Here is a 25,889-nt window from a genome sequence, read left to right on the forward strand (position 1 = left end):
GCGGAGCATTCTGGCGAGCAGCGCTGCGCGAGCTCCGGATGGTGGGCAATCTACCGTAGCATCATGCCGCACTCGACGCTTACCGGGCGCTCGGCGAGCGTATTCGCACGCCGACGCTGCCATTCGACTCTCGCTAAACGTCCGGGACCGACCTACACCATTCGATGATAGCGCAACCAGCGCACGGAGAGGGGCGTACTGAATGAATAGGCTAATCAAAGGGTGCTGGTGCGTTCTGTTGGCGGCGTTCTCACCTGCGGCACCAGTCGCGGCGGAGGGCCTTGCCCGTCCGCCGCTCGCAAGCGTGTCGCACATCGCGGTCTATGCGCAAAATCCGGCAAAGAGCGAACGCTTCTATGTGCATGATCTGGGCGCGGTAAAGCTGCCCGATCCCGAACACCCATCGGGCGTACGCTACTATTTCGCGCCGACCCAGTTCGTCGAGGTGCTGCCGCTGCCGCCCGGCGAGCATTCCATGAACCGCCTGGCGCACGTCGCGTTCAACACCGCGGACGCCGATGTAATGCGGACATATTTGGCGGCGCACGGCATCACCGTGCCTGCAGAGCTGAGCACGGCCGCCGACGGCAGCCGCTGGTTTTCGGTAACCGACCCCGAGGGAACCGTGGTGCAATTCCTGCAACCGCCCGCCCGCCTGCCCGCGGTACCGTCCAACCCGCTTTCGAGCCACGTCATGCATGTCGGCTTCATCGTCCATAATCGCGCCAATGAGGATCGCTTCTACAAGGCGATCCTTGGGTTACGCCCCTATTGGGAAGGCGGGATGCGCGACGATCATCCCACCTGGATCTCGCTCCAATTGCCCGATGGGCGCGACTGGATCGAATATATGGTCGTCGGGACGCCCGACACTACCGGCCTCCCGCCCGCAATGTCGGCGGCGGACTTGGGCGTTCTCAACCATTTCGCGCTCGGCATTCCCGACGCGCGCGCAGCCTATACGCTGCTGTGGAATGGCGACCGCCTGCAAGGACAGGAACAGACGCCCAAGATCGGACGCGACGCCAAGTGGCAGCTGAACCTGCTCGACCCTGACGGGACGCGCGCCGAACTGATGGAGTTCCGTGCAATCGGCAAACCCTGCTGTTCACCGTTCCGCGCCCCAGATCCGCAGCGATAAGCGAGCGAACGATCATGCAGAGACCGATATCCGGGATTGCCGCTGCGACTGTAACACTCCTTGCCGCGGCCCTTGCCATGGCCTTGCCAGCGCAGGAGTCGCCTGAGATTGCCGGAACTTCCGCCAAAAACAGTCCGCCCGGCGCGCCGCTCGCACCTGACTGGGCCTATCCACAATCGACACAGCACACTCAGGTCGGACCGCCTGCCGGTTTCCACCGCGATACGCGCGTGGAGAACAGCCCGATCGGCGTGTTCAAAGGACAGGCCGATGTCGGCGGCGCGCTCGTCCCGGGTAGGGCGTCGTTGGCCGGCGATACCTACACGATCCGCTCGGCAGGCTATAACGTCTGGTACACCCGTGACGAGTTCCGCTTTCTGTTCAAGCGGATTAGCGGCGACGTCTCGCTTGCGGCCAACCTCGCCTATCCGGACGGCGGCTTTCGCGACCACAAGGCGCTGCTCGTGATCCGCCAGTCGCTCGACGACGATGCCAAGGAAGCCCTGGTCGCGCTTCACGGCGACGGTATGATCCATCTGGCACAGCGCCCCGAGAAGGGGCGGCGGCTCAGCGACATGGAATATCGCATCGGCAGTCGCGGCGGCCTGCCCGGCGGCAAGTCGCCCGACAGTCTGCTCACGCTCAACGCCAAGCGCATTGGCATCGAGAAGAAAGGCGACCAGTTCACGCTGTGGGTGAGCGAACAAGGCGAGCCGATGCACCAGTTCGGGGCGCCTATCACGCTCAAGCTGACCGCCCCGTTCTACGTCGGGATCGGCTTTACCTCGCACCTGCCCGGCGTGGCAGAGACCGCCACTGTGTCGAACCTCGTGTTCGAGAACCGGGCCGGCCGCGTGCGCTAACGCGATAGGTCGGTGCGTCCAGTTGGGCGCGTTGCCGCTATCGGATCAGATCGACGTACGGATTCCGACGGTAGTCGCCGGATCGTAGGCACGCTTATAGCCGAAGGCGATTTTGACGGCGCTGCCGCCGTTGTCCACCGACTGCAGGATCGCATGCATGATCCGCATGTCCTGCAGCCCTTCCTCACCTGGCGAGACATTGGGCACACGCCCTCGAACCACGTCGGCGAACCAGTTCATCTCATTCCCGAAATGGTCGATTTCGGCCACTTGCGGCTGGGTGTCGTTGCTTCCACCGACGATCTTGATCGCATTGCCGCCATAGAAGCAGCCCGGATCGGCGACGAGCCGCCGTTCGGTCCCGATCGCCTGCCACGCCATCGTGCCCGGCTGCGAGAAGCAGGACGATCCGTCGCCGATCGCGCCCGACGGGAATTTCATCTGCCACACGACCATGTCCTCGACCGTTTTGAATCGCGGATCGCTTTTGTCAGTCCGCGCCCAGCCGCGCACCTCGGTCGGTTCTTCCGCCAGCAGATAGCGTGTAGCGTTGATGCCGTAGATCCCCATGTCGGCCAGCGCACCGCCGCCCGACATTGCCATGTCGAGCCGCCAAGCATCCGATGAATCGGACAGGGTCGTCTGCTTGCCCATCACCGCATTGATCAACCGGGGCGTGCCGATGACGCCTTTGCGCATCAACTGCATGCCCGTGACGTTTACGGGATCATAATGGCAGCGATAGGCGATCATCAATTGACGGTTGGCGGCCTTGCCCGCCGCGATCATCCGCTCCGCCTCGGTCAGCGTGACCGACATTGGCTTCTCGCAAAGCACATGCTTGCCGGCCTTGAACGATCGCACCGTGAATTCGGCATGCATCGAATTGGGCAACACGATGTAGACGATCTGAATCGTCGGATCGCGCGCGATGGCATCGAAATTGTGATAATTGTAGATCGCGCTGTCGGCCAGGCCGAATTCGTCAGCCCATTTCTTCGCCTTTTCCGGGACACCGCTGACCAAAGCAGCGAGATGGGCCCCCTTGGTCCGCTTGAGCGCGGGCAGGATCTGCCCCTGACTGAGCTTGCCCAATCCGACCACTGCGATGCCGACCGAGTCGCGCTCGCGTTGCGCCCGTGCTTCCTTGGAAATCGTTAAGCCTGGCACAGCCAAGGCCGCACCGATGCTCATTTGCAGCACGCCGCGCCTCGATACGTCACTCGCCATGCTCGCCTCCATCCAACCCCAAACAGCTCTGTCTTTTACGGGCGCATAGTGACACGTCCCGCGAGGGACGATAGGTGAAATAACGCGGCTATGGCATTGCGTCTGCCGGATGTCTTCACCGACCGAACACGATCCGCGAGGCCCTGAGCGCAAACACGACGCGCCGCCGCCGGTGCGCTTGCGGCGTTTGGCTCCCCCAATTCCCCCATGGTGTTCGAAGATTGGCCGTGTCCTCACCAGCAATGGTTAGAACGACAGGCATCAGGTGTTTTTCCAGGCGCGTCACTTCGATACGCTTGCGATCGTCGGCGACACCTATCGCGACGATATCACGATCGAGGGCAGATGCCTGCGAGAGGAGTGCGCGGAACTCTATTGCGGCTCGGGCGCTGAGCTGGACGCGGAGCGCGCGCTCGAAGGGCACTGCACCGAGATCGTACGCTAAGATTATCAAGGAGGCGGATTTACCGCACGTTGCAGATGGAGGAGGTGCCAGGGCCTCACCGGAAAAGCGGACACCATCCACGGCGCACTTTGGACAATGTGGGCCGACCGAAGCGTGCATCGACCTCCACTGACACCTCACTATGATCGAGACATACCCTGCCACACTTCCTGATTGCCGACAGCGAGACCCTCACCGAGCGTGAAGCGCGTCGTGCCCAAGCGGGCAAGAGTTCAGGCGAAACCTACTCTGTGACGTTGAAACAGCTCTCGCCAGATTGTGCGATCGATATCGTTCAGCCAGCCGACGACGATGCTCGTACCTTCTTGCCCGACGACATCACCCGCTATGATGCGGTTTTCCTCACCGGATCGCCGTTGCACGTTTACGACGACACGCCCGAGGTGCGGCGACAGCTCGCCTTCATGCGTGCGGTGTTCGCCTCGGGAACGCCATCGTTCGGCTCGTGCGCCGGACTGCAGATTGCTGTTACGGCGGCCGGCGGCCGCGTTCGAAAGATGCCGGAGCGGATGGAGGCTGGTATTTCGCGACGCATCGTGGCCACCAAGGCGGGGCAAGGCCATCCGATGCTCGCTGGTCGAGCTGATACTTGGGACGCACCTGCGATCCACGGTGATGAGGTCGAGGAACTGCCCGAAGGTGCCAGGCTCCTTGCCACCAACCCCGTGACACGGGTTCAAGCTGTCGAGATACGCCACGATCGCGGCGTTTTCTGGGGCGTTCAATACCATCCCGAACTTGCCCTCGGGGAGATCGCCGTTGCCCTCCAACGGCAGGCCGATGATCTCGTCACAGCTGGGCTCGCTGAAAGCAGGGATGACGTCGACACGCGAGCCGACCAAATCGCCGCACTCCATCGAAAGCCCGACGAGCGCGCGCTCCGTTGGCTGCTCGGTGTCGACGGCGAATTTGCCGACGAAGACCGGCGCCGCCGGGAGATCGTCAACTTTCTGGCGGAACTGTCCGCGCTCGATCGGCGGCGCAAGGACTCTGCTGTACCTTCTCCAGCTGCCTGATATTCCGCGTCCAGATCTTGAACGAGCGACTGAAATCCGAATTCAATAGAATCAATGGAGTGAACGTATTGGCAAAATCTCTTCCGAGCGAACTCTGTAGGATACCGTGCGGACGCGATGAGATCTCAGACTTGGTTTTCAACGAGATCTGCATCGACCTGTGTCAGGTGATTGGCGATAGTCGTGGCCCATGCGCGGATATCCATATGGGTGGACAGCAGGTCCTGGCGAATCTCGATCTCGGCATAGCGACGCTTCGAACTGAACGCATGGCGTGGCACCGTGAAGTCTGTCGCGTCCATGGCGTAAGGCTGATTGTCGCCAACGCATAAGTCATCCTCTTCGCGCAGCAGGTCCAGCAGCTTAGTTGAGAAACGCGTATCACCTTCGGAATACAGGACGCCGATATGCCATGGGCGGCTCACCCCGTTCATCACCGGAGTGAAGCTGTGCAAGCTCACCAGCGTCGTTGCGCGCCCAAGCACGTCCCGTCGCGCGAGCTCGGCGCCAATGGCGCTTTGATACGGCGCGTGGATCGCGGCCACGCGCGCCAACCGGTCTGCGTCGCTCAGCGAACCGTTGGCCGGGATGACGGTCCCATCGCTGATAGCCGGCATGGCATCGGCCGCGTCCGGATCACGGTTGCAGTCGATCACGAGCCGCGAATAGGTTTGGCGGATGAACATCGCGTCGAGCGCTGCGGACAGCGCTTCGCCTAAGTCGGCAGTTCCAAGATCCCAGGCGATATGACGGCGCATATCCTCGGCGCCGAGGCCGAACCGCTGGAGCGCTCCAGGCACGAGATTGCCGGCATGATCACCAAGGAGGAGGAACGGCGACCGACCTTGCGGGTTGATCACCTGGACCGGTGGTGGATCGTCTGCTGCGAGCAGCATTTGGCTTGACTGGCTCTTCATGCGACGGACATCCAATGCCTCTGCTGTCTCTCTCTCACGTAACGCAATATACCTACCGCCAGCCGGTGGCTTTTGGCGAGCACCGTATCATGGTCCGCCCGCGTGAAAGCTATGACCAGCATCTGGTCGAGGCCACGCTCGACATTGATCCACCGCCGTCCGATCTGCGCTGGCTACAGGACGTGTTCGGCAATTCCGTCGCGATCGCGACTTTCAAAAAGCGCGCAAAAAGCCTGACGATCGACAGCAAGGTGCGCGTTCGGCACAACCCCGCGCCGCTGCAGAACGTCGATATCGAAGATTATGCGCGCTTCTACCCCTTTACCTATTCGTCGGAGGAAATGCCCGACCTGCTGCGCTCAATCGAGCGCCAGCATCTCGATCCGCTGCGTCAAATCGACCATTGGGCGCGCAGCTTTCTGGATGCCGGTGGTCGCACCGATACGCTCGCCATGCTGTCGAGCATGACCGCGTCGATCAAGCGTGATTTCACCTATGTCTCGCGCCCGGAGAAGGGTACGCAGACTCCGATCGAGACGCTTACCTCGCGCAAGGGCACGTGCCGCGACTACGCCATGCTGATGATCGAGGCGGCGCGCGCGCTGGGTTTCGCCGCGCGCTTCGTCTCGGGCTATGTCTACAGCCCGACGACGCGCGATACGCATGTCGGCGGGGGCAACACCCACGCTTGGGTGCGGATCTACCTGCCCGGCTCAGGCTGGGTCGAGTTCGACCCAACCAACGGCATCATCGGCAATCGCGGACTGATCCGTGTGGCAGTGGCGCGCGATATCTACCAGGCAGTGCCGATCTCGGGGACCTGGGCCGGTTTTCCCGGCAGTTTTCTGGACATGACGGTCGGTGTGAACATCTCAGTCGAGGACCCAGCTGCCGAATCCTACCCGCAAAGCCGTTCGATCTGAGGGAGACGTACGATCATGTTGATCCGCGCCGGTTACCAAATCCGTTACGAAGCCGATACGCCGACCCCGATGATGGCGATGCTCAGCATTCACCCCTCGCGCCATAAGGGTCTGGTGACGCCGCATCGTATCGTTGCGACGCCGGACGTGCCGATGTACGACTATGTCGATGCCTATGGGAACGTCTGCTCGCGAGTGACGGTGCCTGCCGGCGGCCTCACGCTGACGAGCGATTTCACCGTCGAGGATAGCGGACTGCCCGATACGCTCACGCCCGAGGCGGTGCAGCATCCAGTCGAGGACCTGCCCGACGATGTGCTGATCTTTCTGCTCGGCAGTCGCTATTGCGAGACCGACCGACTCGGCGACACGGCCTGGTCGCGCTTCGGGCATGCCCCTGCGGGGTGGGCCAGGGTGCAGGCGATCGTCGACTTTACCCATGAGCATGTCGAGTTCGGCTATCACTATGCCCGCCCGACAAAGACGGCGTGGGACACGCATCAGGAGCGCCAAGGTGTGTGCCGCGACTTCGCGCACCTTGCGATCACGCTATGTCGCTGCATGAACATCCCCGCGCGCTACTGCACCGGCTATCTTGGGGATATCGGCATTGCGCCGGTCGACGCGCCGATGGATTTCTCGGCATGGTTCGAGGTGTATCTCGGCGGCGCGTGGCATACGTTCGATGCGCGCCACAACCGGCCGCGGATCGGGCGGATTTTGATGGCCCGCGGCCGCGATGCCACCGACACCGCGCTTACCACGACCTTTGGCGCAGCGCAGCTGACCGGGTTCGATGTCCATACCGATGAGGTTCTAGCGCTTGACTGATTCCTCTGCTCGCGACCCGCTCCTCGACCAGAGCGCGCTGGCGTTCGGCGCGCCTGATTTTACGGCCATCACACCAGAGATGTTCGTTCCGGCCTTCGAGCAGGGGGTGGCGGAAGCCGCAGCCGATATCGCGCGGATTGTGGCGGACCAGGCGGCGCCGAGTTTCGCCAACACGCTCGAGGCGCTCGAGCGAGCCGGCGCTCGGCTGTCGCGCGTGCGGCGGATTTTCTGGACGATCAGCTCGGCGCAGTCCGATGCAGCGATCCGCGCGATCGAGCCGGTGGTGACACAGATGCTGACGCGACACGGCATTGCGGTTGCGCACAACCCGCATTTGTTCGCGCGTGTGGCGCAGGTGTGGGCAAAACGGGACGAAACCGCACTCGACGAGGCCCAGCTGCGCTTGCTCGACCAGAGCTATCGCGGCTTAGTCGATGGCGGCGCCGCGCTCGAGGCAGTCGATAAGGCGCGTTATGCGGCGATCTCCGAGGAACTGGCGGCCCTGACGACCCAGTTCGGGCAGAATGTCCTGGCAGCGGCAGCCGAATGGGAGATGGTGCTCGACCGCCCCGATCTCGATGGCCTGCCCGTAACGATGCAGGCGGCCGCCGCCCGTCGCGCGGAATTGCGCGGGCTTGCCGGGCGTTACGTGCTGACGCTCGATCGCGGCGATGTCGAGGGGATGCTGAGCTTTTCGACACGGCGTGACCTGCGCGAGCGGATGTGGCGCGCTTTTACGACACGCTGTGACGGCGGCGCACAAGACAACGGTCCATTGGTCGAGCGGATCCTCGCGCTGCGGCACGAGCGTGCGGCGCTGCTCGGATATGCCAGCTACGCCGACTACGCGCTTACCGATAGCATGGCAAAGACGCCCGAGGCGGCGATGGCATTGCTGCTACGCGTATGGGAGCCTGCGCTGCTGCAAGCGCAGGCCGAACAGGCCGAACTTGAGCGCACTGCCGGGATTCCGGACTTCGCGCCGTGGGACTGGCGTTTTTACGCCGAGACGGTGCGGATGGCGCGCTACGCACTCGACGGCACGGAGGTCCGTCACCATCTGACGCTGGCGCGCGTGCGCGCAGCGGCCTTCTCCACCGCAGAACGGCTCTACGGCCTTCGCTTCGAGCATCGTCCCGCGCTCGCTGGCTGGCACCCCGACGTGCAGGCTTGGGCGGTGAGCGAAGCCAACGGCACTCCGCTCGGCTTGCTGTACACCGATGATTTCGCACGCGCCGAAAAGCACGGTGGCGCGTGGATGGGGTCGCTCCGCGTGCAGGAAAAACTCGATGGCCCGGTGCAGCCGATCGCCTATCTCGTCGCAAATTTTGCCAAGGCGCCGGGCGGTACAGATACCGGTCTATCGATCGATGAGGCGCGCACGCTGTTCCACGAATTCGGCCATGCGCTCCACGCTTTGTTGTCGGATGTCGTCTATCCAAGCCACGCGGGCACCGCAGTGGCCCGCGATTTCGTCGAGTTCCCAAGCAAATTCATGGAGCATTGGATCGTCGCACCCGAGACACTGGCGGCGTTCGATGTCCCGGAAGCGTTGATCACGGCGATCGGCCATGCGGACGATTTCGGACAGGGCTTTGCGACGATCGAATTTCTCGCTTCGGCGATCGTCGACTTGGCACTGCATCATGATCCGAGCGCCATATCCAACGCCAAGGCTTTCGCCGCGCACATTCTTGCCACGCTCGGCATGCCGGCGACGATCGCGCCGCGGCATGGCCTCACGCATTTTACGCACGTGTTCGACGGAGGCTATGCCGGTAGCTATTACAGTTACTTGTGGGCCGAAGTGCTCGATGCCGACGCCTTTGCGGCGTTCGGCGAGGTGGGGGATCTGTTCGATCCCGCGCTGGCGCAGCGCTTCCGTCGCGACGTGCTCGCTCCAGGAAATAGCCGCGATCCTATGGACTCGTTCAAGGCGTTTCGTGGTCGAGGCCCGCACGAGGTGGCGTTGCTGCGCGCGCGCAAACTGGCTTCGTAAGCCCCTCGGCGTCAGGAGCGCGGAGCAATCATCCCCAACCTGTCTTCGTCGGTATAGACCTGAAAGCGCACCAGGGCCGCGCTACCGAAGGTGTTGGTCAGCGCGACGTCAGTCGCGTCACGACCGCGCGCCATCAGGATGCGGCCGCGGCGAGGATAATTGTGACGTGCGTCGAACACAAACCAGCGGCCGTCGAGATACGCCTCGAACCAGGCCGAGAAGTCCATCTCCCCGACCAATTCGGGCAGATCCATGTCGCCCATATAGCCGGTACAATAGCGCGCGGGCACATTCATGGCGCGGCACAAGGCAACCGCAAGATGGGCGTAATCGCGGCATACGCCGACACGCTCGTTATATGCGTCGAAAGCGGTCTTGTCGGGTCGCGCGGTGGTATAGTCGAACGAAATGCGCTCGTGCACGAAGCTTACGATCGCCTGCACCAGCGTCCAGCCAGACAGGCCGCCGAACGTTGCCCAGGCGATCTCCGACAATCGGTCTGTCTCGCAATAGCGGCTGCCGAGTAGGTACAGCAAGATCTTGTCCGGGATTTCCTCAACGGGTACCTGCTGAGCATCTGGCTCCACTTCGTCGGGCGCGAACGGGTCTTCGATCACGAAGCCGCAAGAGGTTGTGATGCCGCCGGTAGGAATTGTCAGAGGCGTGCATACGTTTCCAAACGAATCGAGATAATCGTACATCGGTACGTCTGGCGTCGTCATGATGCGCTGCGCTGTACGCAGATCGCGATTCCGCGAGGGATGGACGCTTAGGTTTGCGAGCATAGGCACCGGATGGTCGGTCGCAAACCCGATGTCGTAGCCAGCGCGGATAAGCATTTTCAGCAACTTCTTGAGACTGAGGGCCAATGCATTGGCGGATCCGCATCTCTGAAGTCCGACATAGAGGACATGTTGCGGAAGACGAGGAAGATAGCAACCAGGGCCGGTTGTCCGAACGGCCATTCATTCCGCCAGCCTAGCGATGGCGGGCGGTCTTGTGGCAACGGTTGTTCGACGACCAGTAGCAAAGGATTGCGGTTGGCTTCGAATGTGAACATGGGTAATCGCCGGAGCGAAGCCCAAGCGTTCAAGATGGATGCTGGTGGCTGTTCCCCGATAAGATGGCGGTACGGGCTCACGACTGGAAGCCGGGCCCAAGCATCTGATGGAGAACAGCCATGGACGAATATATCGGGCTCGACGTTTGCTTAAAAGAAACTGCAGTATCTATTCGGCGTGGACGGCAAGCGTGTTTGGCGCGCCAAGTGCCCCTCGGATCCACATCTCCTTGCGACGTCGCGCATGACATCGATAGCGGGCTTAATGTTCATGGAGCTGCCAAATCCGGCAAAGCTAATACGATCTACTGGTCCCTACGGATCACATCGGTCAACTCAGCATGACAGGCAGTTCGGCAGCCTAAGGAACACGTGTCGCCGTAGGATATATACCGAAGCCCTAGCATTTTAGACTAGCGCAAATGTGCATTGCAAAGGGGTTCCCTTTCGCAACGGGGCCCTAAAGTGACAATTTTCGGCGTGTCCAAGGCTGGTCATGGAACCGAAATCGGCACTTCCACCGTCAGGGGAAATTGCGAGACCACTGCATTCGCTAGTTTTACGCCCAACGCCGCAATCGAGCCCGCTCCGGTCCCTTCGACTTGAGCGGTCAGCGCACTGCCTGACCAGACGAGCTGGCCGTCGCTACGGAGACGCACCTTGATGTCTAATCGCGTTATGATGAGGGCGCGCAGATTAGTCTTTTTTGAAGGTAGCGTTATCCGAACACCTCCGCCCCAATTGCCGATGTTGCCAGCCGGCTTTGCCTCGACACCGTCGGCAGCAACGGACCCGCGTTCCTGCTGGCTAACCTCGACACTTGCAATGTAGCGACTGTGGATACCGGGGGGCAGAACGAGGAAGTTGGCATACCCCAACGCGTCTCGGGTAGCCCTGACAAACGGGTCGTCATCAGCAGCCTCGCCACGATCTTCCCATACGGGATCTTCCCCGCTCAAATCTACCGTGATTGTACCTGGCCTGGGTGGCTCAATGGCTCCGGGAGACGCCTGCGTGATTGCAACGGCCATTGCCAATATCAGCATGTTCGTCCTTTGTGGTGCCGCCGTTCATGGCGGGACTTCGACGACAACAATTCACCCAGCAACAATATCCGCCATCACTCCACTTTGCCCGGAAGCGGCCGGCCTACAATCTAACAATTATCGCCGTTGAAGAAACGCGCCGTCGACCTAAAACCGGTTCTCACAGCAAGATTGTCGAATGGCAGAAGTCGGCGAAGCAAAAAGGGCGCTGCGAATGTCTGGATCTCGGTTCAGTCACCACCGCAGCCCGGTCCTCTAAAGTATGAGTCCGAGACCTTCTCGGGGCATCACTCGATGCGATGAAGTCGCGCTAGGTATCTATCGAGAACATCATCCTTCGATAGTAACCTTATCTCCGCCATGTTTCTCGAGAACTCTCTGCACGGATTTAGAGGTTTCCTCACTGTCAACCGTAACGACGAGCGAGATGCGGCCGTTCAGGGCAGCTTCGTCTCCCGTGCCGCTCTCAAGTTCAGTCTTGTTGTCCGAGCCACTAGCCTCGACCCCAGCACTGTTCTGGTCGCCCTCCGTACCAACTTCCACGTCGTCGCGGTCTATGCCATGCTCTTGCACTAGGTGTTCAATTGCCAGCTCGGCTTCGCGTCGTGTCTCGAAGGTAGCACTAATTGTAGCCATGGCGCGATCTCCGTTAATCCAGATGTGCTCAACGCACGTACGGGGCTTATGGCGCAGCGATTCACATCAGAATTCGATATAACGCGCTATAGGTGCCAACGTGAATGAAAGTCCGCGTCCAGGAATTGGCCGAATGCATTTGATGCCGGCTTCTGTGTCGAAGCAGGCGCTGGCATTGCATCATATCTTTACCCAAATTCGAATGCGTACCTGAGGAATTGATCGCTTATGAGTTCTTGAGCATGACGAGGCTGCCCGAAGCTGCCACGAGAGACCTGTACCGCGGGACCGGAACGATCGATGCTAATTCAGCTTCAAAGACGACCTCGATTTAATCTGCTGGAGGGGCCTACGCCGATCCAACGCCTGACCCGGCTGGAACAGGTGCTCGGCTGCGGGGGCTGCCCTCCGATCTACGTGAAGCGCGACGACCTGACGGGCATCGGTGGGGGCGGCAACAAGCTTAGGAAACTGGAGTTCCTGATCGGCGAGGCGCTGGACCAAGGCTGCGATACGTTTATCACCACAGGCGCGCGACAATCGAACCATGCCAGACTGAGCGCCGCCGCCGCGGCGCGAGCCGGGCTCTCTTGCGAGCTGGTCCTCACGGATACCGTTACGCGCGACGACGAAGCCTACCAGCGCAACGGCAATGTGCTGCTCGATGATCTGTTCGGCGCAACTGTCCGTCGAAGAACGGCCGATGTTGATGCGTTGGCCGTCGCTCAGGAGCGCGCTGTGCACCTGTTCGCCAAGGGGCATCGCGCTTATGTCGTAGGCTCTGGTGGCTCTTCGCCGCTCGGCTGTCTCGGCTACGCTGTGTGTGCAGAGGAGATAATGGCACAGGAGCATGACCTCGGGCTTCGCTTCCATCGGATCATCGTGCCGAACGGTAGCTCTGGAACGCATGCCGGCTTGGCCGCAGGGCTGAAGGCGGCAGGAGACGAGCCCGGCCGGATCGAATCGTTCACCGTCCTTGCCCCAATCGAAAAGGCGCGGACAGTCACCACCGAACTTGCTGTTCGGACCCTGGCGCTCATCGACCCGGCTAGCGAGTTCGTTGAAGGCGACATCGTCGTCACGGACGGCCAACTCGGCGAAGGTTACGGCGTGCCGACCGACGCGATGTTCGAAGCGGTACGACTGGTTGCCCGGTCGGAAGGCCTGCTGCTCGATCCAGTCTATGGTGGAAAGGCTTTTGCGGGCCTCATCGCTGCCATCCGGGAAGGTAGATGGCGCAAGGGGGAACCGGTCTTGTTCGTAATGACCGGCGGCTTGCCAGGCCTATTTGCATACGAGCCGGCATTCCGGCGCGATTAGTCCCGCTGCCCCTTAGGCAAAGTCGCGCTTCTCACCTGAACGAATGCCTGAACTTTGGGAGCGGTGAGCGCATGCTGAAGGTCCAGTTCTGGGTCAAGCCAGCCGTGCGACGGCCGGTGCGACTTTCCTGCCGTTTGAACAAGACGGGCGTGTTATGAACTCCAACCGTCATCGATATTATAGGTGGCGCCCGTGACGAAACCTGCTTCCGGCGAAGCCAAGTAAGCGACGAGGCCTGCAACCTCATCGGCGGCTCCATGACGGGCGATAGCAAGCGGTGCCCTGTTCAGAGCGGCATTGGGGCTGTCTGCCGGATCGGGTTCGCTGTCGATCGGCCCCGGCTGAACCAGATTCGCGGTAATCTCTTGCGGCCCAAGATCGCGCGCCAGCCTCGAGTCATCCCTCCTAACGCCGCCTTGCTCGCGGCATATAGCGTTCCACCCCCACCCGGCATTCTGTCTGCGACGATGCTGCCAATGATGATGCGCCCGCCCTTAGCCATCAGAGACCCGGCCTTTTTCGCGGCCAGGAAGGGGGGCCTGACATTAAGTGCAAAGGACCTGTCGAAAGCGACGTCCGCGTAAGCCTCAAGCGAACCGACGATCGGCGTCCCGGCTACACTTACGAGAATATCGAGGCCGCCGAGATGACCTGCAACCTGGTCGATCGCACGATCAAGCGCTGCCACGTCGCTGACGTCGGCCTGTGCAGCAGACACCCTTGCGTCATTCTTGCGCAATTCACTTTCAAAGTTCTGGGCTTCGTTCACTCGGCTTAAATAAATGATTCCAACCGAAGCGCTATCGGTGACCATCCTCCGGCTAATAGCCTCGCTAATTCCCCGAGTTCCGCCGATACGAGCGCTATTTTACCGTCCAGAACGCCCATTTACACTCCTTGCTATGTTTACGTTTACTGATCTTAGCCCGGGGAAAAAGCTTACCATTATCCGAGATCAATAAACTGTATGTCCGGATCTATGCCTCGTCGTAGTTCTTCGGCCCGAAGTATCGCCTGCGAAAATGGTATTGCTTCAGGCATAAACCAACAGCGGAATTTGGGGATCAGCAATGTGCCTGCGCATTTCGCCTTATGGGTCGTATCAACCAGTCAAATCCTCAGCCGAGCTGCGAAATTCACCTGCGATAACTTTTAGCAAGTCGGCGTAATGCTCTGTGATTTCCAATTTTTTTCCTTTTGCTCGTCATCCTGCGCTCGGCGCCTTCGTCGAGGCCAGACGACGCGCCGGTCACGGGGCAAGCTGTTCTGCGAAGGCCACGACTGGCGGGCTGAAGCCGATCGGGCCAGTCAGCAGCTGTAGCAGCGCCACCGTACCCGCGCCCCACCAGTAGGCGCGGTGAATGCGCCGCAGGACGATCAGGTCGAAGAATATGCCGACCAGGATGTAGAGCATGATCGCGGCGAACAGCGCGAAGGGCGTGAGAATGCCAAGCGGCAGCGGGCCTACTAGCCGTCCAATCCCCGGCGCGATTACCAGCACCGTCCCGCACAGCATCAGCCGCTTGTGCCATCCCGCACGATGTCGCAGCCGGATCGCGGCAAAGGTGAGCGCGGCGAACCCTAGGATGCCAAGGATATCCATCGCTAGGAAGAAGCCGAGCGGAAAGATGCCAGCGACACTGCCGCGGGCGACTGCCATTACCGTCGCCGCGATGCCGAGCGGTACCATGATTGTCGCGATCCCTGCGCCCAACCAGCCGAGGCGGCGATGCAGCATGATATTGTGGCCATCCACCACTAGCCAGTTCTGCACCACGTACAGGACGATCTATGAGGTGAAAACGGCCGCGTGGACATGTACCTGCCACGGAAAATCGGTGAACCAGGCGCGGCCGGTGATAATGTCGGAGCCGAAGCCCGCAACCGCAGTCGCAAATAGCGCGATCGACATCACGAAGAAAAACCGACGTTCCTCGGCCATTCGGGTCGGTTGATAAAGTGCTGTTGCCATGCCGCTTGCCCCCTCGCGTCACTGGATCTGGAAGAGGATGCGCGCGGTTTGCGCGAAGAGCAATAGGAAGAGGCGGCGGTTAAAAGTAGATGTTTCGGCGTTGCGCCGTCACGGAAAGGCCAAAAGCCAAGTTATGCAAATCGAGGTAAACGCAACTCAACGCTGCGCCCGTCGGTTAATCGCTGTGGCGCGCGGTAATGGCGTGTTAATTCATGCCATTACCGCGCAAATGAAATTCAGGTTTTAGGAAGCGTGTAGCGGTCCGTGAACGACCAGTTATCGGTCTTCGCGGACGAATTCGCGCGGGTGTTTGCGAGGATGCCTGTCGTCGGCAGCTAAGTGCTTACTCTCCAACATTCGAGCCTGTGGTGCCTCAAATCGAAAGCTACTCCACGTTCACGCTTCGTGTTCGTGGATCTTCATCGACCCTGAAGCCGGCCAGAGGATCCACACCTGCACAGGCGTTTAATAATTTGCTTCAACAAGCTAAAGTAGATCGCCTCGCATGCTGGAAAACCGCCGCGTCGAGGATGCATCGACGTAGAGCATTTATACGCGTTTTTTACTCAAACCACCTGAGTTCCCACACGAATCTTTATGGCAGGATAGATACCGCGCCGTGCATCGACATCGAAAAAAGGATTCTGCACGTGAGTTTTCGTCTTCTACCGATGCAGGCACGCGGCTGGCGCTACGCGCTCGACCTCCGCAGTCTCGCGCTGGTTGGCAGCTGCGGTATGCTCTTCGCGTCGTCGTCAGCCTTGGCCGACCCGGTTGCTTCGCCTAGTTTCTCCGGGCCACTTGCACCCAACGCACATCCAATCGTCGTGAATGCCGGCCCGTTCGGTGACGTGACCGTAACCGGGCAAGTCAGCGGCGTCGCACTGGCCCAAAGCCATGTGACCAGCACCCCCGGCACGGTGACCTCCGACACGGCGGCAGACGTGTCCAACGCGCAGGTCGAGATCCAGACCACGACGGGTCCGCTGCAGCTCTACGTGCAGGCTGGCGCCTATTCCCTGCCCGCGCTCGGCACGTCCTATCTGCGTTCGGGCAAGGCACAGGATTTGCTCTTCGGCCCCGTCCCAGTGGCTTATGCCAAGGCCGTGCTAAGCAAGGATCTCTCGATTACTGCAGGCTTCCTGCCGACGATGGTCGGTGCGGAATCGACCTTCACGTTTCAGAATATGAACGTCGAACGCGGTCTGCTGTGGAATCAGGAGCCGTCGATCAGTCGCGGCGCGCAGGTCAACTATGCACACGGCAAGCTGAGTGCTGCGGTGTCTCTCAACGACGGCTATTATTCGGGCAAGTTTAACTGGATCTCCGGCACTGCATCTTATGCATTCGACACCGCCAACACGCTCACGGTGATTGGTGCGGGGAGCTTCTCGCGGTCGCGGCGTAGCTCCTATGCGACGCCGCTTGCCCAGAATAACGGCAGCATTTTCAACATAATCTACACCTACGCCAAGGGGCCGCTGACGCTTACACCGTATCTGCAATACAATCGCGTCGATCGTGATGACGCGCTTGGCCTCAACCGTTCGGCGGAAACTTTTGGCGGTGCTTTGCTGGCGAAATATACGCTAGCCAAGGGACTTTCCCTCGCCGCACGCGGCGAATATCTGAAATCTTCAGGTGATGATTGCGGGCTGGCGACGGATTGCGTGCCGACCAACCTGCTCTACGGCCCGCATAGCGATGCCTGGTCTGCGACTTTCACGCCGACCTATCAAAAAGGCATTTTCTTCGCTCGTGGCGAAGTTTCCTATACCCGGATCGGCAAGCTCGCGCCCGGTTCTGGCTTCGGCGCAGATTTCAACAAGCGCGACCAGGTTCGCGGCTTGCTCGAGACCGGATTTCTGTTCTGACGGAAAGCGCGGCACGCCATTCTGGCGCGCCGCGCTACCGATCTGATGCGCCCGATGTGTTTGCACGCAGGCAACGCCGTCACGTTATCCATGCCAAATTGAGGCCGCAATGAACCGCCGTGATGTATTGCATCGTTTGGTAGGCGTCTTCGTATTGCTCGGTACTGGGATCGGCATGATCTTCTGCCGCGAAGCTGCGCTTTTTTATGCGTGGCCCTCAGAGATAGAGCTGACGGCGGGGATCAATCTAACCGCCCTCGCTTTTGCAAGTTTTGGCTTACTGCTTCTCGTCGGGGGCTCCCGTTTGCGAGACGGCTGGAAGAGCGCCTGCACACGTGCCGCGCTTCGGCGCAAAAACGTAAGGAGTGAAGCTAATCCCCATCACGACAGTGTCGCAGTTACTGCTAATGCTCGAATGGTTGCGCCCGGATCGTGCGCCGGTCGTGCGACGCTAGCCGCATTTCTTGTTGCCCGAGCTCATCAGGCTGCAGCCCGAACGGATCTCACACGATAAGCCGATAGCCGATGCCGGGCTCGTTCATAAGATAGCTTGGCGACGCGGCGTCAACCTCGAGCTTCAGCCTGAGGGCGCGGATCGCAACCCTGAGATAGGCGACATCTTCGACATGTCCGTCACCCCAGATGGTTCGCAAAAGATGTGCGTGCGTCAGCAATTTTCCGGCATGGCGGGTCAATTCGGCAAGTAAGGCGAATTCCTTGCGTGTCAATTTGACGAGTTCGCCGTCGCGCCAAACTTTGTGCTCATTGAGGTCAATCTCAACTGCGCCCGCCCGCAGGCGATCGTGTCCGGCCGGCGAGCTGTTGTGCCGCCGGAGTGCGACTCGCACACGAGCAAGAAGTTCGTCCGTGTCGAACGGCTTAACGACATAGTCGTCGGCGCCGAGATCGAGCGCAGCGACTTTCTCCGCAATCGCATCCCGCGCGGTCAGGACGATGACGGTGCGGTCTAGCGCCTTGAGGTGCGGGATCAGTTCGATCCCATCGCGGTCTGGCAATCCCAGATCGAGCAGGACGAGTTCACAGCCCGGCCGTCGCGCATAGGTAAGGGCTTCGGCGGCATTGGCGGCTTCGTCGGCAGTGAGACCGCCGCGCTCGACCGCACCGCGAACGAGGCGGCGGATTGCGGCCTCGTCGTCGACGATAAGAATCTGACCACTCATGATAAACGCAACACCGTCACATACATTTCAAGAAACTCATTCCGATATTGTGCGCCGGATCAGCGCATTCGGCCATGTTACGACAAACGCCGAACCCTCATCGTCGCGGTTGGCGGCGCTGACGCGCAATCCCATCGCATGGGCAAAACCCTGGACTATGGCCAGTCCCAGCCCCGTCCCACCGGTACGATCATTGCCATCGACGCGGGTAAAACGGTCGAACAGATGTGCTTCGCTGCCGACCGGGAGGCCCGGTCCCTCATCGAGCACGCCGAGCGTCAGCCCGTCGGGCGTGCGGCGCCCCTCGATCACGATGTCGGTATCCGCCGGTGCGAACTTGGCGGCATTGCCGAGCAGGTTGATCAGCACATGGTGCAGCATCCGCGGATCGGCCTCGACCAAGGGAAGCGTCGGCGGCACGTCGAGCACCAGCCGGTGCCGCGCAAGTTCGGCGCGCAGGTCACGCGCGGCGGCGGCGACGGCGTCGGTCAGGTCGGTCGCCTCGCGCTTGACGACGAGCGCACCCGCCTCGATCCGCGTCATCTCGACCAGATCGTCGAACACCCGCCGCAAGCGGCGCGCTTCGCTCTTGAGCGTCGCGCTGGCGGGCGACGCGCTGTGCGCGACGGCGAGTTCGTCGGCGGCGGCGACGACCGCGGTGAGCGGCGTCTTGAGATCGTGCCCGATCGAGGAGAGCAAGGTCGCGCGCAGATCGTCGCGCTGCTTGAGCGAATTGACCTCGCGCGCCTGCGCCTCGAGCTGCAGCCGCTCGTGCGCCAGCGCGGCCTGCCCGACGAGCGTCGCGAACAGCACGCGCTTTTCGGCGGGGATCGGGTCACCGCCTTCGCGCGCCACGCCCAATACCCCGAGCACGCCGAGCGCGGTCTTCAGCGGGTGGAACTGCCACTCGCTCGCGGTCAGCGTGCCGCTGTCGCGTCCAGTCACTTCGCCGCGGTCGAACGCCCATTCGGCGGCGGCGGTGTCGATCGGGCTCAGCGCAACCATCGCCGGCGCGGCGGCGATCGTCATATGGCGCCCATCCCGGTCGGCGAGCAGGATCGTCGAGACACCGAGCAACGCCGCAATCTCCTCGCACGTCGCGATTGCCGTGCCGCTCTCGTCCGAAACGGCGGCGAGGCGTTGGCCGAAGGCGGCGAGCGCGGCATTCTCGGTCGCGGTACGCGCGCCGACATTGGCTTCGCGCCGCACCTGTCCCGCAAGCTGGCTGGCCACCACCGCGACGATGACGAACACGGTCAGCGTGACAACATTGTGCGGATCGGTGATCGTCAGCGTGTAGAGCGGCGGCAGGAAGAAGAAATTATAGGCGAGTGCCGCCCCGACGCTCGCGATCAGCGACGAGCGCAGGCCATAGAGCGTCGCGGTCGCAATCACCGGCAGCAGATAGAGCAGGTCGATCGCGTCGGCCCCGACCACTGGCAGCAGCAGTTGCGACAGAGCGGTGCTGGCGGCGACGAAGGCGAGGCCGATGGCGCTGCCGCGCGCCAGGATCGGACGCGTCGTCGGCGTCTCGCGGCGCGTCTCGCTGGCCTCCGCGACGGGGACGACGTGGATCGCAACGCCATCGAGCGCGCGCACCAGCCGGTCGACCACCGAGCCATGCCGCAGCTCGAACCACCACGACCGCCGCGACTTGCCGATGACCACCGCGGTGGCGCGCGCCTCGCGGATGTGCGCGCACAGACCCTCAAGCACGCTCCTTGCGGGAACGGTCGCGATCGTCGCGCCGAGCCCGGTCGCGAGGTCGAGCGCGTCGGCCATCCGCGCGCGCGCAGGCGCCGAGAGCCTCGCCGAGCGTGGCGTCTCGACCACCACTGCGGTCCAGCTCGCGTGCAGCGCATCGGCTAGGCGCTTGGCCGATCGGATCAGCACGTCGCTGCCCGGCTGGTCGCCGACCGCGACGACGAGCCGCTCGCCGCCTGCCCATGTGCCGGCCTCGCCAAGGCTCGCGACATGGTCGAGAAGATGCCGATCGACCGTCTGCGCAGCGCGGCGCAGCGCGAGTTCGCGCAACGCCGACAGGTTCGACTTGGAAAAGAAATGGCCGAGTGCGCGCGTCGCCTCGGCCGGGATATAGACCTTGCCCTCTTTGAGGCGTGCGATCAGCTCGTCGGGCGGGACGTCGACGACTTCGATCTCGGCATCGTCGAGCACCGCATCGGGCACCGTCTCGCGCACGCGGACGCGGGTAAAGCCCGCGACGACGTCGTTGAGGCTCTCGACATGCTGGATGTTGAGTGTGCTGAGCACGTCGATCCCGGCCTCGCGCAGCTCCTCGATATCCTGCCAGCGCTTGGGATGGCGGCTGCCCGGCGCATTGGTGTGGGCGAATTCGTCGATTAGCGCGACCTTGGGGTGCCGCGCGAGCATCGCGTCGAGATCGAACTCTTCCAAAGTATGCGCGCCGTGCTCGATCTTTGCGCGCGCCAAAATCTCGAACGGCGCGGTCAGCCGGTCGGTATCGGCGCGGCCGTGCGTTTCGATTACGCCGGCGACGACATCGGCGCCACTGCGCAGCAGTTCGGCGCCTTGGCGCAGCATCTCGAAGGTCTTGCCGACGCCAGGGGCTGCGCCGAGGAAGATCTTCAGACGGCCGCGCCCCTCGCGCCGGGCTGCTTTCAGCAGCGCCTCGGGGGAGGGGCGGGTCTCGTTCACTGGGCGCTTGCGTCGAGCTGTCGATTGAGCAGCAGAACATTGACGTGGCGCTCGCCGATGATGCCGAGCAACGGCGCCTCGGTCTGCGCGTCGATCAGCGCGGTGACCTTGCCGACCGCGAGCCCGCGCGCCTTGGCGACACGCGGAGCTTGCAGCAACGCCGCCTCGGGGCTCAGATCGGGATCGAGCCCCGAGGCGCTAGTGGTGACCAGGTCGGCGGGTAGATCCCCGGTCATCCCTTCCGCCCGCGCGCTCGAAACGCGCTTGGCGATGGCATCGCGCAGGTCCTTCGAACCCGGCGCTAGGTTGGTCGCGGCCGACGAGCTCGCATCATAGCCATCCTTGCCGGCGGCAGAGGGACGCGGATGGAAGTAGGTCGGGCCCGTGAAATTCTGTGCGATCAGCGCGGAGCCGATCGGCTGCCCGTGGACGTCGCTCAGCAGGCTGCCATTGGCCTGCACCGGCAGCGCGACCTGCGCGATGCCGGTGATCGCGGCGGGATAGAGCAGGCCGGTCACGATCGTGACCAGCAGGAGCAGGACGACGGTCGGGCGCAGCGCACGAAAGGTTTCGGTCAACATCTGGAAATCCTCAAGCAAGGTGCAAAGCGGCGACGACGAGGTCGATCGCCTTGATGCCGATGAATGGTGCGATCAGCCCACCGACGCCGTAAATGGCGAGGTTGCGCGCGAGCAGCGTGCCGGCGGGGGCAGGGCGGTACTTCACGCCCTTCAGCGCGAGCGGCACCAGTGCCGGGATGATCAGCGCGTTGAACATGATCGCCGACAGGATCGCGCTTTCGGGGCTGGCGAGCCGCATCACGTTCAACCCACCCAATCCCGGATAGAGCGCGACGAAGATCGCGGGCAGGATCGCGAAATATTTGGCGACGTCGTTCGAGATCGAGAAGGTGGTCAGTGCGCCACGCGTCATCAGCAGCTGCTTGCCGAGCCCGACGATCTCGATCAGCTTGGTCGGATCGCTGTCGAGATCGACCATGTTGCCCGCCTCGCGCGCCGCCTGCGTGCCGGTGTTCATCGCGACGCCGACGTCGCTCTGCGCAAGCGCGGGCGCGTCGTTGGTGCCGTCACCGCACATCGCGACGAGCTTGCCGCCTTCCTGCTCCTTGCGGATCAGCGCGAGCTTGTCCTCGGGCGTCGCCTCGGCGAGGAAGTCGTCGACCCCGCTTTCGGCAGCGATGCTCGCGGCGGTGAGCGGGTTGTCGCCGGTGATCATCACCGTGCGGATCCCCATCCGGCGCAGCTCGCCGAACCGCTCGCGGATGCCCGCCTTGACGATGTCCTTGAGCTGGACGACGCCGAGCAGGCGATTGCCATCGGCGACCGCGAGCGGGGTCGCACCGCCACGCGCGATCTCGTCGGCAATCTTGCGCAGTGCCTCGCCGTTGGGCGCATCGGGGAGCCGCTTGAGGATCGCATCGACCGCGCCTTTGACCAGCGCGCGATCGCCGATCTGGAGACCCGAAACGCGTGTCTGCGAGGTGAATTTGATCTCTTCGGCGCCCGCGGGCATTGCCACCGCAGCGCTGCCGTCCTGATTGGCGAGCACGACGATCGAGCGACCCTCGGGCGTTTCGTCCGACAGGCTGGCGAGGCGGGCGGCGGCGGTCAGCTCGGCGACGGTGACGCCGGGGACGGGCAGGAAGGCGGTCGCCTGGCGATCGCCGATCGTGATCGTGCCGGTCTTGTCGAGCAGCAGCGTGTCGATGTCGCCCGCGGCTTCCACTGCGCGGCCCGACTTGGCGAGCACGTTGAAGCGCACGAGCCGGTCCATGCCCGCGATGCCGATCGCCGAAAGTAGCGCCGAAATCGTCGTCGGGATCAGCGTCACGAACAAGGCGACGAGCACAGGGATCGCGAGCATCCCGCCAGCATAGGAGGCGAACGCCGGCAGCGTGCCAACCGCGATCAGGAAGATCAGCGTGAGCCCGGCGAGCAGGATCGTCAGCGCGATCTCGTTCGGCGTCTTCTGCCGCTGCGCACCCTCGACCAACGCAATCATGCGGTCGAGAAAGCCCTGACCAGCGCCTGCGGTCACGCGGACCGTAATCGCATCGGCGATGACGCGCGTGCCCGCGGTGACGGCAGAACGGTCGCCGCCGCCTTCGCGGATCACCGGCGCGCTCTCGCCGGTGATCGCGGCTTCGTTGACCGAAGCGACGCCCGCGACGACCTCGCCATCGGCCGGGATAAGGTCGCCGGTCTCGACGAGTACCTCGTCGCCAATCACCAGACTGGTTGCGTCTACCATTTCCCAGGCGCCCGCGACGCCGATCATTTTCTTGGCGCGAAGCTCGGCCTTGGTGGCGCGCAGCGAGGCAGCTTGCGCCTTTCCGCGGCCCTCGGCGAGCGCCTCGGCGACGTTGCCGAACAGCACCGTCAGCCATAGCCAGAAGACCAACTGGCCCTCGAACACCGGATGGCCGGTGCCGGTGACCAGCCCCTTGACGAGCAAGATGGTGGAGAGGCTCGCGACGATTGCCGTCACGAACATCACCGGCGTTTTGATCAGCTTGCGCGGATCGAGCTTGAGGAAGGCATCTCGGACCGCCGCGGCGAGCAGCGGGCCGGTGAAGAGCGAAGCGTTCTGGTTTGCCATGTCGATGACCTTTTAGAGCACGGTGCCAGCGGCGACCTGCGCCTGGTCCGCAATCGGACCGAGCGCGAGCGACGGCAGGAAGGTGAGACCACCGACGATCACGATGATCGCCGCGAGCAGGCCGATCCACAGCAGCCCGGTGGTCGGGAACGACCCCGCGCCCTCGGGCACGCGACGCTTGGCGGCGAGGCCCCCGGAGATCGCGAGGACGGGCAGGATCACACCGAAGCGGCCGACGAACATGTCGAGCGCGAGCAGCAGATTGTAGAACGGCGTGTTGCCGCTGAGGCCACCGAACGCCGAGCCGTTGTTCGCGGCACCCGAGGTGAAGGCGTAGAGGATCTCGCTGAACCCGTGCGCACCCTTGGCGGCCGGGCCGGCAAGCCCCGCACCGGTGATGCACGCGACCGCGGTCAGCCCGAGGATCGCGAGCGGCGGGATCGCGATGGCGATCACCGCCAGCTTCATCTCGCGCGATTCGATCTTCTTGCCGACATATTCGGGCGTGCGGCCGACCATCAACCCTGCGATGAACACCGCGAGGATGCAGTAGATCAGCACCGCATAAAGCCCTGAGCCGACGCCGCCGATGACGAGCTCGCCCAGCTGCATGTTGAACAGCGGGACAAGCCCGCCGATCGCGGTAAAGCTGTCGTGCATGCCGATGACGGCACCACACGAAGTGGCGGTGGTGACGACTGCGAACAGCGCGGTGGCCGCGATGCCGAAGCGGACTTCCTTGCCCTCCATATTGCCGCCGGCGACGCCGAGCGCGTGATGGATCGGGTTGCCAGCGGCTTCCGCGCCGTAAGCGACTGCGACACCGGCGATGAAGAGGAGCAGCATCGCGGCAAGGATCGCCCAGCCCTGGCGGACGTTGCCGACCGCCTTGCCGAAGGTGAGCGTGAGGCCGGCGCCGAGCACGAAGATCGTGATCATCTGCAGGAAGTTGCTGAGTGCGGTCGGGTTCTCGAACGGATGCGCGGAGTTGGCATTGAAGAAGCCGCCGCCGTTGGTGCCGAGCATCTTGATCGCAAGCTGCGAGGCGACCGGGCCGACCGCGATGGTCTGCTTGGCGCCTTCGATCGTCGTCGCGACGACCGACGGCCCGAAGGTCTGCGGCACGCCCATCACGACATAGACCAGCGCGAGCACGATCGAGATCGGGAGCAGCAGGTACAGCGTGGCGCGCGTCACATCGACCCAGAAATTGCCAATGCCCGAAGCCTGCTTGCGGGCAAATCCGCGGATGAAGGCGAAGGCGACGGCAATGCCGACCGCGGCCGACAGGAAGTTCTGCACCGTCAGCCCCGCCATCTGGCTGAGGTTCGACAGCGACGATTCACCGCCGTAATTCTGCCAATTGGTGTTGGTGACGAAACTGACCGCAGTGTTGAACGCGAGCAACGTCTCCATGCCGCCAAACCCTTGCGGGTTCATCGGCAGAACGCCCTGCAGCTTGAGGATCGCGAACAGGAGCGCAATGCCGCCGAGGTTGAACACCATCAGCGATACGGCATACCCGACCCAGCTCTGCTCGGCCTTGGGATCGATCCCGGCGAGTTTGTAAAAGCCGCGTTCGACAAAGCCCAAGGGCAGCGTCTCGCGGGCATAAAGGGCGTGCATCCAGGCGCCCGCTGGCTTGGCCAGCGCGACGATCAGCACGATGAAGAGGAGGATCATGCTCCAACCGGCAAAGGTCATGGTGCCGCGCTCCTCAATACCGCTCAGGCTGCGCGAGCACAGCGAGCAGGTAGACGAGGACTATGACGGCGACGATGCCGCCAAGGATAAGGTCGAAGGACATGGAGAGGCCCGCCTGTAATGGTTCAGGCGATCCCTGTGCGACGTATCGGCATTAACTCTCGCGATGGAACAGGACCGATTTGCGTAAAGAACGCGTAAAAACGGCTCGTTGGAAGCAGGCTGATTTCCAGAACCTTTACGCCTTTTAGACGCGATCGGGCATCAATCGATATCGCGCCTTAACGCGGAACGAAGGTATGCCGATCGTGAGGTACACCGCAATCGGCAAGCAATCTTCCATTGGGCGGATATGATCGACCTGCGGGGCACCTCGATGCGTCTCTTAGCAAAACGAGTTAGACATGGCGCTTGA

Annotated in this window: 22 protein-coding genes and 1 pseudogene; 9 read left to right on the top strand and 14 right to left on the bottom strand. The window is 62.4% G+C overall.

The genetic code is table 11. The features are described from left to right. Nucleotides 1-202 precede the first annotated feature (202 nt). Both EAH76_RS14895 and EAH76_RS24305 read left to right on the top strand, forming a co-directional pair. Nucleotides 203-1,141 (top strand): VOC family protein, encoded by a 939-nt coding sequence (locus EAH76_RS14895; RefSeq protein WP_140851078.1) that lies wholly within the window; start codon nucleotides 203-205, stop codon nucleotides 1,139-1,141. Nucleotides 1,142-1,371: 230 nt separating this feature from the next. Further along, nucleotides 1,372-2,004 carry a hypothetical protein gene (locus EAH76_RS24305; protein WP_206667878.1) on the top strand — a complete coding sequence of 211 codons (633 nt, stop codon included), beginning with the start codon at nucleotides 1,372-1,374 and terminating at the stop codon, nucleotides 2,002-2,004. A 45-nt stretch (nucleotides 2,005-2,049) separates the two neighbouring features. Here the strand turns inward: EAH76_RS24305 and EAH76_RS14905 are convergent, their stop codons facing one another. After that, the gene (locus tag EAH76_RS14905; protein ID WP_241659712.1) at nucleotides 2,050-3,234 is read right to left on the bottom strand and encodes a Gfo/Idh/MocA family protein; all 1,185 of its coding nucleotides are present in this window, start codon (nucleotides 3,232-3,234) and stop codon (nucleotides 2,050-2,052) included. A gap of 265 nt (nucleotides 3,235-3,499) precedes the next feature. On the opposite strand from EAH76_RS14905, the gene EAH76_RS14910 reads away from it, so the two are divergent. Both EAH76_RS14910 and EAH76_RS14915 read left to right on the top strand, forming a co-directional pair. Continuing rightward, nucleotides 3,500-3,679, top strand: coding sequence for a hypothetical protein (locus EAH76_RS14910; RefSeq protein WP_140851079.1), 180 nt, complete (start codon nucleotides 3,500-3,502; stop codon nucleotides 3,677-3,679). Between the two features lie 251 nt (nucleotides 3,680-3,930). Next, nucleotides 3,931-4,716 carry a type 1 glutamine amidotransferase gene (locus EAH76_RS14915; protein WP_241659713.1) on the top strand — a complete coding sequence of 262 codons (786 nt, stop codon included), beginning with the start codon at nucleotides 3,931-3,933 and terminating at the stop codon, nucleotides 4,714-4,716. 125 nt (nucleotides 4,717-4,841) lie between these two features. On the opposite strand, the gene EAH76_RS14920 is transcribed toward EAH76_RS14915, so the two are convergent. Next, nucleotides 4,842-5,633: an N-formylglutamate amidohydrolase gene (locus tag EAH76_RS14920; protein ID WP_140851081.1), complete on the bottom strand. Its 792-nt coding sequence runs from the start codon at nucleotides 5,631-5,633 to the stop codon at nucleotides 4,842-4,844. Nucleotides 5,634-5,647: 14 nt separating this feature from the next. On the opposite strand from EAH76_RS14920, the gene EAH76_RS14925 reads away from it, so the two are divergent. The 3 genes from EAH76_RS14925 to EAH76_RS14935 are packed head-to-tail and all read left to right on the top strand — an operon-like array spanning nucleotide 5,648 to nucleotide 9,386. Then, nucleotides 5,648-6,556, top strand: coding sequence for a transglutaminase family protein (locus EAH76_RS14925; protein WP_140851082.1), 909 nt, complete (start codon nucleotides 5,648-5,650; stop codon nucleotides 6,554-6,556). Nucleotides 6,557-6,571: 15 nt separating this feature from the next. After that, entirely contained in the window at nucleotides 6,572-7,387 is an 816-nt protein-coding gene (locus tag EAH76_RS14930; RefSeq protein WP_140851083.1) for a transglutaminase-like domain-containing protein, read from the top strand. Further along, nucleotides 7,380-9,386, top strand: a complete 2,007-nt coding sequence (locus EAH76_RS14935) for a M3 family metallopeptidase (RefSeq protein WP_241659714.1) — start codon at nucleotides 7,380-7,382, stop codon at nucleotides 9,384-9,386. Before EAH76_RS14930 ends, EAH76_RS14935 begins: the two co-directional genes overlap by 8 nt. An 11-nt stretch (nucleotides 9,387-9,397) precedes the next feature. Here EAH76_RS14935 and EAH76_RS14940 read toward each other — a convergent pair whose 3' ends face one another. The 3 genes from EAH76_RS14940 to EAH76_RS14955 form a co-directional block, all read right to left on the bottom strand. Continuing rightward, nucleotides 9,398-10,225, bottom strand: coding sequence for a transglutaminase-like domain-containing protein (locus EAH76_RS14940; protein WP_140851321.1), 828 nt, complete (start codon nucleotides 10,223-10,225; stop codon nucleotides 9,398-9,400). 715 nt (nucleotides 10,226-10,940) lie between these two features. Continuing rightward, on the bottom strand, nucleotides 10,941-11,492 hold the full coding sequence (locus tag EAH76_RS14950) for a hypothetical protein (protein ID WP_140851084.1): 552 nt from the start codon (nucleotides 11,490-11,492) through the stop codon (nucleotides 10,941-10,943). A 330-nt stretch (nucleotides 11,493-11,822) separates the two neighbouring features. Next, nucleotides 11,823-12,128, bottom strand: a complete 306-nt coding sequence (locus EAH76_RS14955; protein WP_194151017.1) for a hypothetical protein — start codon at nucleotides 12,126-12,128, stop codon at nucleotides 11,823-11,825. Nucleotides 12,129-12,428: 300 nt separating this feature from the next. Between EAH76_RS14955 and EAH76_RS14960 the strand changes: the two genes are divergently transcribed. Next, nucleotides 12,429-13,448: a D-cysteine desulfhydrase family protein gene (locus tag EAH76_RS14960; protein WP_140851085.1), complete on the top strand. Its 1,020-nt coding sequence runs from the start codon at nucleotides 12,429-12,431 to the stop codon at nucleotides 13,446-13,448. 152 nt (nucleotides 13,449-13,600) lie between these two features. On the opposite strand, the pseudogene EAH76_RS14965 reads toward EAH76_RS14960, so the two are convergent. The 3 genes and pseudogenes from EAH76_RS14965 to EAH76_RS14975 form a co-directional block, all read right to left on the bottom strand. Continuing rightward, nucleotides 13,601-14,262, bottom strand: a pseudogene (locus EAH76_RS14965) (SDR family NAD(P)-dependent oxidoreductase). A gap of 435 nt (nucleotides 14,263-14,697) precedes the next feature. After that, a complete protein-coding gene (locus EAH76_RS14970; protein WP_140851086.1) occupies nucleotides 14,698-15,186 on the bottom strand; it encodes a hypothetical protein in 489 nt (162 codons plus the stop codon). 51 nt (nucleotides 15,187-15,237) lie between these two features. Beyond that, nucleotides 15,238-15,420 (bottom strand): hypothetical protein, encoded by a 183-nt coding sequence (locus EAH76_RS14975; protein ID WP_140851087.1) that lies wholly within the window; start codon nucleotides 15,418-15,420, stop codon nucleotides 15,238-15,240. A gap of 650 nt (nucleotides 15,421-16,070) precedes the next feature. Between EAH76_RS14975 and EAH76_RS14980 the strand changes: the two genes are divergently transcribed. Next, nucleotides 16,071-17,294 (top strand): outer membrane beta-barrel protein, encoded by a 1,224-nt coding sequence (locus tag EAH76_RS14980; protein ID WP_241659715.1) that lies wholly within the window; start codon nucleotides 16,071-16,073, stop codon nucleotides 17,292-17,294. 503 nt (nucleotides 17,295-17,797) lie between these two features. Here the strand turns inward: EAH76_RS14980 and EAH76_RS14985 are convergent. Genes EAH76_RS14985 through EAH76_RS15010 form a run of 6 tightly spaced genes read right to left on the bottom strand, consistent with a single transcriptional unit; the run spans nucleotide 17,798 to nucleotide 25,577 of the window. After that, the gene (locus EAH76_RS14985) at nucleotides 17,798-18,475 is read right to left on the bottom strand and encodes a response regulator (protein WP_140851088.1); all 678 of its coding nucleotides are present in this window, start codon (nucleotides 18,473-18,475) and stop codon (nucleotides 17,798-17,800) included. A gap of 36 nt (nucleotides 18,476-18,511) precedes the next feature. Then, nucleotides 18,512-21,151, bottom strand: a complete 2,640-nt coding sequence (locus tag EAH76_RS14990; RefSeq protein WP_140851089.1) for a sensor histidine kinase — start codon at nucleotides 21,149-21,151, stop codon at nucleotides 18,512-18,514. Further along, on the bottom strand, nucleotides 21,148-21,732 hold the full coding sequence (gene kdpC / locus EAH76_RS14995) for a potassium-transporting ATPase subunit KdpC (protein ID WP_140851090.1): 585 nt from the start codon (nucleotides 21,730-21,732) through the stop codon (nucleotides 21,148-21,150). The genes EAH76_RS14990 and kdpC overlap by 4 nt, the downstream gene beginning before the upstream one ends. A 10-nt stretch (nucleotides 21,733-21,742) precedes the next feature. Then, complete coding sequence (kdpB, locus tag EAH76_RS15000) at nucleotides 21,743-23,770, bottom strand: potassium-transporting ATPase subunit KdpB (RefSeq protein WP_140851091.1); 2,028 nt, start codon at nucleotides 23,768-23,770, stop codon at nucleotides 21,743-21,745. 12 nt (nucleotides 23,771-23,782) lie between these two features. Further along, nucleotides 23,783-25,474 (bottom strand): potassium-transporting ATPase subunit KdpA, encoded by a 1,692-nt coding sequence (kdpA, locus tag EAH76_RS15005; RefSeq protein ID WP_140851092.1) that lies wholly within the window; start codon nucleotides 25,472-25,474, stop codon nucleotides 23,783-23,785. A gap of 13 nt (nucleotides 25,475-25,487) precedes the next feature. Further along, the gene (locus EAH76_RS15010) at nucleotides 25,488-25,577 is read right to left on the bottom strand and encodes a potassium-transporting ATPase subunit F (protein WP_140851093.1); all 90 of its coding nucleotides are present in this window, start codon (nucleotides 25,575-25,577) and stop codon (nucleotides 25,488-25,490) included. Nucleotides 25,578-25,889 lie beyond the last annotated feature (312 nt).

The organism is Sphingomonas glacialis, from assembly GCF_006439055.1.
Taxonomy (GTDB): Bacteria; Pseudomonadota; Alphaproteobacteria; order Sphingomonadales; family Sphingomonadaceae; genus Sphingomonas; species Sphingomonas glacialis_A.